This is a genomic window from Streptomyces sp. SirexAA-E, from assembly GCF_000177195.2.
Classification (GTDB): Bacteria; Actinomycetota; Actinomycetes; order Streptomycetales; family Streptomycetaceae; genus Streptomyces; species Streptomyces flavovirens.
In genome coordinates, this window is record NC_015953.1 from 6,691,390 (window position 1) to 6,703,864 (window position 12,475).

General features: G+C 70.8%; 10 protein-coding genes. 4 read left to right on the forward strand and 6 right to left on the reverse strand.

Annotated features, from left to right (window positions below; genetic code table 11):
• Nucleotides 1–2: 2 nt before the first annotated feature.
• Both SACTE_RS29195 and SACTE_RS29200 read right to left on the reverse strand, forming a co-directional pair.
• Nucleotides 3–2,237: a family 16 glycoside hydrolase gene (locus SACTE_RS29195; protein ID WP_014049613.1), complete on the reverse strand. Its 2,235-nt coding sequence runs from the start codon at nt 2,235–2,237 to the stop codon at nt 3–5.
• Nucleotides 2,234–4,678 (reverse strand): ThuA domain-containing protein, encoded by a 2,445-nt coding sequence (locus tag SACTE_RS29200; RefSeq protein ID WP_026359106.1) that lies wholly within the window; start codon nt 4,676–4,678, stop codon nt 2,234–2,236. Before SACTE_RS29200 ends, SACTE_RS29195 begins: the two co-directional genes overlap by 4 nt.
• A gap of 274 nt (nt 4,679–4,952) precedes the next feature.
• Here SACTE_RS29200 and SACTE_RS29205 point away from each other — a divergent pair, with 274 nt between their 5' ends.
• Entirely contained in the window at nt 4,953–5,954 is a 1,002-nt protein-coding gene (locus tag SACTE_RS29205; protein ID WP_014049615.1) for a multicopper oxidase domain-containing protein, read from the forward strand.
• Nucleotides 5,955–6,329: 375 nt separating this feature from the next.
• Here the strand turns inward: SACTE_RS29205 and SACTE_RS29210 are convergent, their stop codons facing one another.
• Entirely contained in the window at nt 6,330–6,905 is a 576-nt protein-coding gene (locus SACTE_RS29210) for an XRE family transcriptional regulator (protein ID WP_014049616.1), read from the reverse strand.
• A 47-nt stretch (nt 6,906–6,952) separates the two neighbouring features.
• On the opposite strand from SACTE_RS29210, the gene SACTE_RS29215 reads away from it, so the two are divergent.
• From SACTE_RS29215 to SACTE_RS29225, 3 genes are all read left to right on the forward strand, one after another.
• Nucleotides 6,953–7,834 carry a class I SAM-dependent methyltransferase gene (locus SACTE_RS29215; RefSeq protein ID WP_014049617.1) on the forward strand — a complete coding sequence of 294 codons (882 nt, stop codon included), beginning with the start codon at nt 6,953–6,955 and terminating at the stop codon, nt 7,832–7,834.
• Nucleotides 7,835–7,984: 150 nt separating this feature from the next.
• The gene (locus SACTE_RS29220) at nt 7,985–8,782 is read left to right on the forward strand and encodes a VOC family protein (protein ID WP_014049618.1); all 798 of its coding nucleotides are present in this window, start codon (nt 7,985–7,987) and stop codon (nt 8,780–8,782) included.
• Between the two features lie 66 nt (nt 8,783–8,848).
• The gene (locus tag SACTE_RS29225) at nt 8,849–9,103 is read left to right on the forward strand and encodes a WhiB family transcriptional regulator (RefSeq protein ID WP_014049619.1); all 255 of its coding nucleotides are present in this window, start codon (nt 8,849–8,851) and stop codon (nt 9,101–9,103) included.
• 25 nt (nt 9,104–9,128) lie between these two features.
• On the opposite strand, the gene SACTE_RS29230 is transcribed toward SACTE_RS29225, so the two are convergent.
• The 3 genes from SACTE_RS29230 to SACTE_RS29240 form a co-directional block, all read right to left on the reverse strand.
• A complete protein-coding gene (locus tag SACTE_RS29230; protein ID WP_019993166.1) occupies nt 9,129–10,019 on the reverse strand; it encodes a chitosanase in 891 nt (296 codons plus the stop codon).
• Nucleotides 10,020–10,129: 110 nt separating this feature from the next.
• Nucleotides 10,130–11,104 (reverse strand): acyl-ACP desaturase, encoded by a 975-nt coding sequence (locus SACTE_RS29235; RefSeq protein WP_014049621.1) that lies wholly within the window; start codon nt 11,102–11,104, stop codon nt 10,130–10,132.
• A gap of 806 nt (nt 11,105–11,910) precedes the next feature.
• Nucleotides 11,911–12,327: an SsgA family sporulation/cell division regulator gene (locus tag SACTE_RS29240; protein WP_014049622.1), complete on the reverse strand. Its 417-nt coding sequence runs from the start codon at nt 12,325–12,327 to the stop codon at nt 11,911–11,913.
• Nucleotides 12,328–12,475: the final 148 nt, after the last annotated feature.

Sequence of the window (12,475 nt, forward strand, 5' to 3'; positions counted from 1 at the left end):
CCTCACAGCTCCTTGATACGGATGTCCCGGTAGGAGATGACGTCCGTGGTGCTGTGGACCTGGAGCCCGATGTAGCCGGAGGCGTAACGCCTGCCGTCGGTCCCCGGGTCGTCGTCGCGCGGCGGCTCGAACTGCTGGCCGCCGTTGTTGTCGAACTCGTTGATCAGGACACCGTTGCGGTAGACCTCGTAGTGCTGGTCCACGACCCGGATCTCGTAGTCGTTCCAGGTGCCCTTCGGGGTGACCCCGGCGCCGCCGAGGCCCACCCGGTCGAAGCCGTAGACCGACCCCGTCTTGTAGATGTCGCCGTCCGGCCGGTCGTTGACCTGGATCTCATGGCCGTACTTGATGGCGACCCACTCCGGGTTCGGCTCCTCCGGGTGGTCGTGGACGTAGGGGAAGCGGACGAAGACCCCGCCGTTGGCGTTGCCGGTGCCGGGGGCGTCGTCCCGCCACTGGAGCTTCAGCGAGAAGTCCCCGTACTGACGGGACGGGAGCCACAGCATGCCCATGCCGTCCACCGTGGTCGAGCTGGTGATCGAGCCCTCCTCCTCGTTCAGGGCGAACTGTCCGCCGCCGACCTGCTCCCACTTCGCGAGGGAGCCCGGAGTTCCGTCGAAGAGCTTGCGATAGCCCTCGTCCTGGCCCGGGGTGCCGATGCCGGACTCCTTGGCCGCCTTGTAGATCTTCTTGTGCTCACGGGTGTCGATGACCCCGTCGGCGAGCAGCTTGTCGAGCACGGTGTCGACGTGCTTGAGGAACAGGGCGTGCGAGGACCAGTCCTTCTCGTCCTCGATCAGCTCGTTGACCGTGCAGCGGTTGCCGGTGAGCCGGTTGGGCACCCCGGTGTCGACCGTGCCGACGATCACCGTGAGGCGTTCGTCGAACTCAGGGCAGTTGGGCGCCGGGACACCGCCGCTGGTGGCGACCGTGAAGGAGACCCGCTTCGCCTCGGAGGTGTTGCCCGCCTTGTCGGTCGCCCGGTGGGCGACGGTGTGGTGGCCGACCCGGTCGACGATCACCGGTGAGGAGTAGGCCAGGTACGGGCCGCCGTCCAGGGAGTACTCGACCTTGTCGACCCCGGAGTCGTCGTCGGTCGCGGTGACCGTCGCCCTGGCACTGGTGATGAACGCGCCGTCCGAGTTCTTGTCGCCCGTGACCTTCACCGAGGTCTCGGGGGGCGTCTTGTCCTGCGACGGCGGCTCCACGACGGTGAACTCCACCGTCTTCGCGTCCGCCGCGTTGCCGGCCCGGTCGGTGGCGCGGTAGCGGACCGTGTGCGCGCCCACCTCGTGCACCATCACCGGAGCGGTGTACGGCTGCCAGGCGCCGTCCGCGCCGAGTGCGTACTCGATGCTGTTGACGCCGGACCCGGTGTCGGACGCGGTCACGGTGACGGTGGCCATACCGAGGTAGGCACCCGCCTCGTCCTGCTCGCCCGAGACCGTCGCCGAGGTCTCCGGCGGGGTCCCGTCGTCGGTGGGCGGCGCGGCGACCGCGAAGTCCACCGACTTCTCGTCGGCCGCGTTGCCGGCCTTGTCGGTGGCCCGGTAGCGGACCGTGTGCGTGCCGACCTCGTCCACCACGACGGGCGTGGTGTACGGCTGCCAGGCACCGTCCGCCCCGAGCGCGTACTCGACGGTGTCCACGCCCGAACCGGCGTCGGTCGCGGCCACGGCGACGGTCGCCTGGCCGATGTACGCGCCGTCGGCGTCCTGGTCGCCGTCCACCGTCGCCGAGGTCTCCGGGGCGGTGGTGTCCTCACCGCCGCCGCCGTCCTCGGTCACGGTCAGGACGCCCTTCATGGCCGTGTGGCCGGGGATTGTGCAGTGGTAGAAGTACGTGCCCGGCGTCAGGGTGACCTCGACGCTGTGCCTGCCGCCCTCGCTGTCCCCGGGGTTGGCCAGGATGTTCACCTGGACGTCGTTGTTGTACTCGGGGTCCGAGACGCTGAAGGTCAGCGTGTGCGGCATGCTCGTCGTGTTGCCGGTGGCCTCGCTGTTCTCGAAGACGATGGTCGCGGCGCCGGCCACCGCGGTCGTCGGGGCCGTCAGATAGTGGTCGATGGGATCGCCCGCGGTCCAGGTGAGGACCTGGTCGGCTGCCTTGGGCGAGCCGCCCTGTCCGTACGCGGCCGTCGAGGTGAGCCCGAGGACCATCAGGAACGAGCCGAGCAGGGCGAGCCACCAGCGGGCGGGCCCGTGCCGCCGGCGCGCGAGGAGCGAAGGGTGTCTCACTGCGCTACCGCCTTCCTGGCCAGATCGGCGGCGGCCGGGGTGGGGCCGCCGCCCTTGTACGTCACGCGCCACAGCGCGGACTTGGAGTCGGAGGTGAAGAAGCCGCGCCCGTAGTCCAGGACGTAGAGCGAACCGTCCGGGGCGAACTTCCAGTCCATGAGGTTGCGGATGCCGTCGGCGCCCACCGGGATGATCTTCTTCAGCGACTCGGCGTGGGTGGGCAGACCCCCCTTGCCGGCCGTCCTCGGGTCGGTGAGCACCGCGTGGCGCGGCTGGGTGTCGTCGTAGAAGTCGCCGACGAACCACTTGCCGTCCCAGTACGCGGGCCACTTGGCGGCGCTGTCGCTGTCCGCGTCGTAGCGGTAGACCGGGCCGTTCATGGTGGCCTGGCCGCCGCCCTTGAGCCAGGGCAGGAGTTCCTTCTGTTCCTCCACCTTGTAGCTCGGGACGCCGTTCTCGTCGCGCGGGTAGTCCACGCCGCCGCCCTGGGGCGAGTACCAGATGGTGTTGCCGGTCACCGGCGGCAGCTTGACCAGGCCGTCGTTGTTCGGCGACTCGTTCTTCGGCGCGTCGCAGTCGTACCAGCCCAGCGGCTTGGACGGGTCGGGCAGATTGCGGTCGCGGTAGGGCTGCTTGTTGCCCATGCAGTACGGCCAGCCCTGGTTGCCGGCCTGGGTGATCGCGGCGAACGTGTCGTACTTGGCGGGCCCCCAGGTGGTGCTGGGCTCACCGGCGTCCGGGCCGACCCAGCCCGCGTACAGGGTGTCCGTCGCCGGGTCGACGGAGATCCGGGCCGGGTTGCGCACGCCCATCACGTAGATCTCGCCGCGGGTCTTGCCGCCGCCCTCGTCCGGCTCCTTGCCGGTGAAGAGGTTGCCCTTCGGCAGGGTGTAGGTACCGTCGTCCTCCGGGTGGATCCGCAGGATCTTGCCGTTGAGGTTGTTGGTGTTGCCCGCGGTGCGGCGGGCGTCGGAGAAGGAGACGCCCTTGAAGTTCGGCTCCGGGTTGTTGCCGGAGTAACCGTCGCTGAACTGGGAGGAGTTGTTGTCACCGGTGGCGATGTACAGGTTGTCCTTCGAGTCCCAGGCCATGCCGCCGCCCGCGTGGCAGCAGCTGTGGATCTGGACCGGCCAGTGCAGCAGCACCTTCTCGGAGGCCACGTCCAGCTTGCCCGTCGCGTGGTCGAAGGTGAAGCGGGAGACCCGGCGCACCGCCATGTGGGTGTCGCGGTTGATCTCGGAGTGCGGCGTGTAGTGCAGGTACACCCAGCCGTTGGTGGCGAAGCCGGGGTCCAGCTCGATGCCGAGCAGTCCCTCCTCGACCTTGACCAGCTCGTCGCCGCCGCCCTTGTTGCCGAAGACGTCCAGCGTGCCGGCGAGGGTCACCTTCTTCGTCGCCGGGTCGTAGACGTGGATCTCGCCCTTGCCCCGGCCGATGTCCGGGTCGTTCCAGTCGGTGACGACCGGGACGCTGCTGTCCGTGCCGCCGCGCCCGATGTAGAAGACCCGCCCGTCGTCCGCGGTCACCAGGCCGTGCGGCTCGCCGATCTGGTCGTTCTGCCCGGGCTGGTTGGGCTGGGTGAGGCGCTCGGCCGTGTAGTTGGAGTCGATGGTGGCCTTGCAGTCGGCCTGCGAGATGCGGCTCGTCCAGGCCAGCGCGCCGCGCAGGTGGTCGCGGAAGTCGGTCTCGGCGTAGCTCGCCGCCGTACCGCCCATGGCCGTGTAGAAGGACCGGCCGCCGTCGTAGTCGCGGCACCAGGAGACCGGGTGGTCCCAGCCGTTGGCGCTCTTGCCCGGGGAGTAGGTGAGCTCGCGGACCCGGGCCACGGTGTGGACGTCGCCGGAAGGGTTGTCCTTCCAGTTCAGCCAGGTGTCGGGGCGCTTCCACTCCAGCGGCAGGTTCTTCGTCGCCGGGTGCTGCCGGTCGCCGATCTCCACCGTGGCGCGCTGGACGGCGGTCGGGCTGTCCGCCGCCGGACGTGCCCCCACCAGGCCGGTGAACCAGTCGGAGTACGGCTCGGTACGCGCCGCGTCGTGGATGCCGAGGAAGCCGCCGCCGGCCTCCATGTACGCCTCCAGGCCCGCTTCCTGCTCCGGGTCCAGGACGTCGCCCCCGCCGGTCAGGAAGACGACCGCGTTGTAGGTCCCGAGCTTCTTCTTGGTGAAGACCGAGGCGTCGTCGGTGGCGACCGTCGAGAACCGCCCCTCGGCCGGACCGCTGAGCCCGATCTTCTCGATGGCCGCGATGCCCGCGTCCACGGTGGGCGGTTCCTCGCCCGCCGACGCGTGGAAGACGAGCACCTTCACGTTCTCCCCGCCCGGCGGCGAGGGAAGGGACAACGTTGTCGCCATCCGTTCCTTGAGCCCCGGGTCCGGATAGGGCCTGGCACTGGCGGCGTTGCCGCCGCCCAGCAAAGACGCGGTCAGTGCTCCGACCGCCACGGCCGACGCGAGGCCGCGTCGTGATCTGGACCTGTGATGCGGTGTGCGCTGCATGTGGTCACCCACCCCTCCTTGGTCGCTTCTTACGTCACGGCGCCTTCGTGCTCACTGCGACAGCGCACGAAGCTAGACCTCTTTTCATGGCACGCCAATAGGTACGGCAGCAATCCGACGAACTTTGTCCTGAGTGTGGATAAACGAAGATCACCCGGCTACGGTGTGGGCCGTCCCGAGGAGAGCCCGTCAGTTTCCGTAGCGCAGTGGGGAGTTCGACATGGACCGAAGGACCTTCAACCGGCGGATGCTGGTGGGCGGCGGGGTGGCGGCGGCGACCGGGGTGACATCGATGTCGCTCGGCGCGGTCCAGGCCGCCCCGGCGCAGGCGGCGGTGGCCGACCCGCCGAAGACCGCTCCCGCGGGCGGCGTGGTGCGCCACCTCACGATGTACGCCGAGAAGCTGCCGGACGGCTCACTGGGCTACGGGCTGGAGAAGGGCAAGGCGTCGGTCCCCGGGCCCCTCATCGAGATCAACGAGGGCGACACCCTGCACATCGAGTTCCACAACCTCACCGACGCCGACGCCAGCCTCCACGTCCACGGTGTCGACTACGACATCGCCAGCGACGGCACCCGGATGAACCGGAGCCACGTCGAGCCGGGCGGCACCCGTACCTACACCTGGCGCACCCACGCCCCCGGCCGTCGGAAGGACGGCACCTGGCAGGCGGGCAGCGCCGGTTACTGGCACTACCACGACCACGTCGTCGGCACCGACCACGGGACGGGCGGCATCCGCAAGGGGCTCTACGGGCCGCTCGTCGTCCGGCGCAAGGGCGACATCCTGCCGGACCGGACGATCACGATCGTCTTCAACGACATGAACATCAACAACAAGCCCGCCGACGCGAGCCCGAACTTCGAGGCCACGGTCGGCGACCGGGTCGAGGTCGTGATGATCACGCACGGCGAGTACTACCACACGTTCCACATCCACGGACATCGCTGGGCGGACAACCGTACCGGCCTGCTCACCGGGCCGGACGACCCGAGCCGGGTGGTCGACACGAAGATCTGCGGACCGGCCGACTCCTTCGGCTTCCAGATCATCGCGGGCGAGCACGTGGGAGCCGGCGCCTGGATGTACCACTGCCATGTGCAGAGCCACTCGGACCAGGGCATGGCCGGGCTGCTGCTGGTCGCCAAGCCGGACGGCACGGTCCCCGGCTACGACCCGCCCCACCACGCGGCCGGCGCGGCGGGGGAGCACGCCCACTGACGCGGCGAGCGGGTCCATGCAACTAGGGCTTGTTTCGAAAGTCCCGCCTGTCCGGCGACGCCCGGCACGCACGCTCGCTGCGTTGTCGGTATCGCCCCGATACATCCAGTATCGGGGCGACCCTCCGCCTTGCGATCGCACGCACCAGACGCCGTCGGACCCGCCCTCCGGGCGGACGGCGCTACTTTCGAAACAAGCCCTAGGGCGTGTCCGGAAGTCCCGCGTGTCCGGCGACGCCCGGCACGCACGCTCGCCGTGTTGTCGGGATCGCCCCGACACATCCAGTACCGGGGCGACCCTCCGCCGTGCGATCGCACGGACCGGACGCCGCCGGACCCGCCCTCCGGGCGGACGGCGCCACTCTCGAAACACGCCCTAACGCTTCCGGGCGGTCGCGTCCAGGTGGGAGCGCCGGGCCTCCCGGTCGAAGATGCCCAGCATGTCGGCAGGGCCGCCGACGGCACCCACCGCGTGCGGGAGCATCGTCAGGAACTCCGCAGCCTGGCCCTCCTCGACCCGCAGCCGGCGCTCCCCGAGCAGCAGTTCGACCGTGCCGGAGAGCACCGTGAACCACTCCCGCCCGGGGTGCGCCTTCAGGGCCGAGGGGCCCTCGGGCGGCGGAGCGGTCAGGCGCATCCGGGCCACGGAGACGCCCGGCTCGTGGCGCAGGGACCACAGGGTCAGCCCGCGTGCGTGGTCGTAGGAGGGATGGGAGACGACGTCGTCGGGGGCGGCCTCGACGAGCTGGTCCAGCGAGGTGCTCAGGGCCCGGGCGATCACCGTGAGCTGGTCGAGCGCGATCCTGCGGTGCCCGGTCTCGATCCGGCTGAGCGTGGACGGGCTGAGGTGGCACCGGGCGGCGAGGTCGTCGAGCGACCAGCCGTGAGCGGCGCGCAGGGCCCGGATGCGCTTGCGTACGAGGCTGTCGAGGTCGCCACCTTCTTGCGTCATGAGCAAGAGCTTATGCCTCTTCCGCAAAGTCTCGTACGGTCGGACGCATGGCACACTCCACCTCCACCCACGTCCACACCCCTCGGCCGGGCACCGCCGACGGTGGCGCCCAGGACCCTCTCGCCCAGATGCTCGACCTCGACGCCGTGGTGTTCGGCCCCTATCTGGCCACGGTGACCGACCGGCTCGCCCGCCTGGCGGGCGACGGAGTCACCCGGATCGTCGACCTGGGCGCGGGCACCGGCACCGGCACGTTCGCCCTGCTGGAACGGTTCCCCGCCGCGCGCGTGACCGCCGTCGACAGCTCCCCGGACATGCTGGCCAGGCTCGCCGGGACCGCCCGTCTGCGGGGCCTGGCCGAGCGCGTGCACACCCTGCACGCCGACGCCGACGAAGCGCTGACCGGCCTCGTGGACACCGACCTCGTCTGGGCGTCGGCCTCCCTGCACCACCTGGAGGACCCCGCGGGAGCGCTCGCGGCGATCCGCGCGGCACTGCGCCCCGGCGGGCTGCTGGCCGTCGCCGAGATGGACGGGGTCCCGCGCTTCCTGCCCCACGACGCCGTCCCGGACCGGCCCGGCCTGGAGGACCGCCTGCGCACGGCCCTGGACGAGCTGCACGCCGGGGCGGTGCCGCACCTCGGCGCCGACTGGGGCGCCCGGCTGACCGAGGCCGGCTTCACCGTCGAGCGGGAGCAGGCCACGGACCTGGAGCTGCGCGCCCCGCTGCCCGAGGGCGCCGGGCGGTACGCCCATCTCACGCTCGCCCGGGTCCGCGGTGCGCTCGACGGGCGGATCGACCCCGCCGACCTGGCCGCGCTCGACCTCCTCCTGGACGGCGGCCCGCTCGACGTACGCCACCGCGAGGACCTCCTCGTGCGGTCCGGGCGCGAACTGTGGCTGGCCCGCCGCCCGGTGGACGGCCCCTGACCGGATCACCGGGGAGGCCGCCCCGCGCGAACTGCGGCCGCCGGTGCCCGGTGCAAGACTCGAAGACAAGGGACTGACCATGCCTATCAGCAGAGCGGGACGGGCGAGGGACACACCGCTCGCCGGCCGAGCTCGCCGAAGGAGCACACCATGCTCGACCCAGCCTTCGAGACCGGCGCCCCCAACTGGACGGACCTCGGCACCCCCGACGTCGAGGCCGCCACGGACTTCTACCACGGCCTCTTCGGCTGGGAACTGGTGCCCGGCGGACCGGAGACCGGCGGGTACGGCATGTACCAGCTGCGCGGCAGGACGGTCGCCGGTGTCATGGCCGTGCCCGAGGACCAGGGGAAGCCCGCGTGGTCGGTCTACTTCCAGACCCCCGACGCGGACGCCACCGCCAGGACGGTCGAACAGGCCGGCGGCACCGCGGCCTTCCCGCCGGTGGACGTCCTGGAGTACGGCCGCATGGGCGGCTTCACGGACAACTCCGGGGCCTACTTCGGGGTCTGGCAGCCGGGGACGAACACCGGACTCGGCATGATCATGGAACCGGGCGCGCTGATCTGGTCCGAGCTGTACACCCCGGACGTGCCCGCCGCAGCAGCCTTCTTCGAGACGGTCTTCGGCTGGCAGACAGAGTCCATGGACTTCCCCAGCGGCTCCTACACGATGGTCCGCCCGGCGGGCAGCAAGGGCGCCGACTCCACCTTCGGCGGGCTGGTGCCCCTCGACTCCGTACCGAGTGAGGCCGCCGCGGGCCCGCACTGGCTGCCGTACTTCGCCGTCGAGGACTGCGACACGGCGGTGGCCGACGCCGAACGGCTCGGCGGCACGGCGTCACAGCCGGCCACGGACATCCCGGAGGTCGGCAGGATCGCCGTCCTCGCCGACCCCGCGGGTGCCGCGTTCGCGGTCATCAAGCCCGCTCCGATGGGGCAGAGCTGACCACGGGGGACCGGTCGTCGACCGTTCGTTGATCACCTGTTTATCCCGGGCGGGCACCGTGGGCCCATGCCGATCAACACCGTGACCGAAGACCCGCTCGCCTGGCAGGAGACCGCGCTCTGCGCCCAGGCCGGGCCCGAGTTCTTCTTCCCGGCGCCGGGCAGCTCGACCCGTGAGGCGAAGCAGCTGTGCGGCGCCTGCGAGGGAAGGATGGCCTGCCTGGAATACGCCCTCGCCCACGACGAGCGGTTCGGCGTGTGGGGAGGGCTCTCCGAGAAGGAGCGGGAGCGGCTGCGCAGAAACGGCGGGACCCGGCGCTGACCGGCACCGTGCCCTCGGGGCGCGGTCAGGGGATGCGGAAGTCCTCCCCGTACATCCGCCACACCAGCGGGGTGCGCAGCTCCAGATTGCCGTCGCGGAGGAACACCCGCTGGGCGGTGTCGATGCGGCTGGTGTCGCGCTGCACCGTGCGGGCCCTGATGGCGGTCCGGCCCGCGTCGAGGAACGCGTCGAGGTACGCCGTCTCGTCGCCGCCCTCCGCGGCCGTGTCCGCCTGTGCCATCGCCGCGTCGCGGATGCCGTAGAAGCCGTTCGCCTCCACCCCGGGGCCGTGCAGGACCATGGCGTCGTAGTAGACGAACTGGCCGAGCGTGCCCAGCCCGTCCAGCTTCGCCAGCCGCACCGCGGGGTCGAAGTACAGCCGGTCCCGCAGCCGGTCCTGCGCGGACCGGAAGGTCTCGTCCTCGGCCGCCTCCCGCCAGGCCCGGGTGAATCCGGGGTCCAGCCCCTCGTGCGAGTCGGAGCCGTCCACCTCGCGCAGTGCCGGAAGGTAGGGGGCGAGCGGATTGTCCGGCTGCTCCTCGGTGTAGGCCTCGACCAGTTGCAGCATGTCGTTCGTACCCGAGCAGAAGCCGACGATCCCGGCGGTGTAGCCGTTGCCGTCGCCCAGGTCCTCGACCGCGCCGTACCGGCTGCGCCAGTCCAGGGTGGAGGCGTCGGCACTGGACACCAGCCGGGAGGCGATCTCCTTCATCTCGGGCGCGGCGAGCCCGGGCGGCAGGGCGTCGATCTCCTCGGCGTGTTCCTCGGCCCGCGCGACGGCCTCCGGCTCCTCCTGGTCCGACGGTGCCGGAGCGGCGGCCTGCGGAGTGAGTTTCGGAGGCTCGGAATCGCCCCTGCTGAACAGGATCGAAGCGGCGATGGCTATCGGCGCGCCGAAGAGAACAAGACGGGTCACTGGCTTCACCGGCACAGAGTACGTTCCGCACGCCTGTCCGGTCAGCCTGCCGGAACAACGCTGCGGGGGTGACGGCCCGCGCGGGTGCGCGGGTCGTCACCCCCGGGGAATCAGGCTTCCGCGCGGGCCGCCATACGGGCCTTGCGGGCGGCCAGCTTCTCGTCGAACTTCGACGCCTCGCTGTCGAGTCCGCCCATGTACAGCCCGAGCTCCTCCTGCGCCTTGAGGCCCTCCGGGCCGAGGCCGTCGATGTCGAGCACCTTGAGGTAGCGCAGTACGGGCTGGATCACGTCGTCGTGGTGGATCCGCATGTTGTAGATCTCGCCGATCGCCATCTGCGCGGCGGCCCGCTCGAAGCCGGGCATCCCGTGGCCGGGCATCCGGAAGTTGACGACGACGTCCCGCACGGCCTGCATGGTCAGGTCGGGGGCGAGCTCGAAGGCCGCGCCGAGCAGGTTCCGGTAGAAGACCATGTGCAGGTTCTCGTCGGTCGCGATGCGGGCCAGCATCCGGTCGCACACGGGGTCGCCGGACTGGTGGCCGGTGTTGCGGTGGGAGACGCGGGTGGCCAGCTCCTGGAAGGCGACGTACGCCACCGAGTGCAGCATGGAGTGGCGGTTGTCGGACTCGAAGCCCTCCGCCATGTGCGCCATGCGGAACTGCTCCAGCTTGTCAGGGTCCACCGCGCGCGAGGTGAGCAGATAGTCGCGCATCACGATGCCGTGCCGGCCCTCCTCGGCCGTCCAGCGGTGCACCCAGGTGCCCCAGGCGCCGTCGCGGCCGAAGAGCGAGGCGATCTCGTGGTGGTAGCTGGGGAGGTTGTCCTCGGTCAGCAGGTTCACCACGAGGGCGATCTTGCCGATGTCGGTGACCTTGGACTGGTCGTTCCGCCACGCCTCGCCGTCGTCGAAGAGGCCGGGGAAGTTACGGCCGTCGGAGAACGGCACGTACTCGTGGGGCATCCAGTCCTTGGCGACCTTGAGATGGCGGTTGAGCTCCTTCTCGACCACCTCTTCCAGGGCGTGGAGCAGCTGGGCGTCGGTCCACGCCTTCGCACTGCCGAGATGGGGAGAGGTGATCGTCACGGGTACTCCTGGGGACGGGAGAATTTACCTACGGGTACGTAGGTTACGTGACCGTAGGTTAAGGCGGCGGTAAGCTCATATCCAAGCCCGGACCTCGCTGTGCCCGATTGCGTACCGTTATCGGCGCAGGTGGAAGGCGGTGTGCATGGAGTCGTTCAGACTCTGGCGGCCGGGTCGCCAAGGCCTTCCGGAGGGCCCGAACGGCCTGGAACGGTGGGGGTGTCGGGGCCTTGTGAGGCGTGGGGGCGACGGTCCCGGGGGTGACGGGAAGCAGTCCGCCCTCGTGCGGCAGCAGCCAGCGTGTCATGCTCAGCGCTTCGAGGAAAGGCAGGTCGGGGCTTGCCGCGACCTGCGCCCCGGTCCAGGCGGGGACCACGTCGTACAGCCGCCCGCCGGCGTACACGTCGAGGTCGTCGGTGGGCTCGTCCGGCAGCGGGACGCAGGGGCGGGCGGCAGCAGGGGCGCCGGCCGCAGTGGGACGCGCTCGCCCTCCGGCATGTCGCCGATCGCCCGGTCGAGTCCTACGGGAGCCAGGCCCGGTTCGCCGGGCGTGGCACGGGCGTGTCCTCGGCGTCCCGGTCGTCGCCGACGGCATCGAGGGGCTCCTCCCGGGTGTCACCCGCCTCGATGGCGTGCGGCGCCCGGCGTGCGGACGGACGCATACGCGCGGCGCACGGCGACGCGGGCGGTGTTATCGGACACCCCCGGATGTGGAGCAACGTCCCTCTCCGGTCCGACGACGGCGGGGACACTCACGCTACGAACGCTGCGCGCCGCTCGGCAGCCGAAGTCCCCGGAGGCGGCTGTCAGCCGGGTCCGTCGAGCAGTTCCGTGAGATCACGGTCCAGGTCCAGGAAGCGGAACTCGTCGCCCACCGGCACCAGTTCCTGGGCCCGGTCCAGGAAGCGGCGCAGTTCGGCGGTGCGGACGTGCACCATGGCGATGCCCTCGACGGCGTGGAACTCCAGCACCGTGCGGTCGTACCCGAAGGGCCGTACGCGTACGTCGCCCATCCCGGCCGGCGTCTCCATCCCGGTTGCCAGCAGTTCGCGGGAGAACTCCCAGGACACCTCGGTGCCTTCCAGGGTCGCGGGCCCGGGGAAGGCCATGCGCACGGCGAAGGGGTCCCCGCGGTCGTAGTGCAGGGTGGCGGGCAGGGTCTCCATCCGCGGAGCGGACGCCACCATGCGGGCCTGCACGGACTGCTCGATAACGCTGGACAAGACCTGCTCCCTGACTCGTCGGACGAACGGATCCCGGCAACGGAGTAGACGACGGAACGCCTCGATCCGTGCACCGGTGCGGGGCGTGAGCTGCGTCACCGCCCGATTCCCCTCTGACCCCTGCCCCGTTTCGGCCACCGCACCCGGG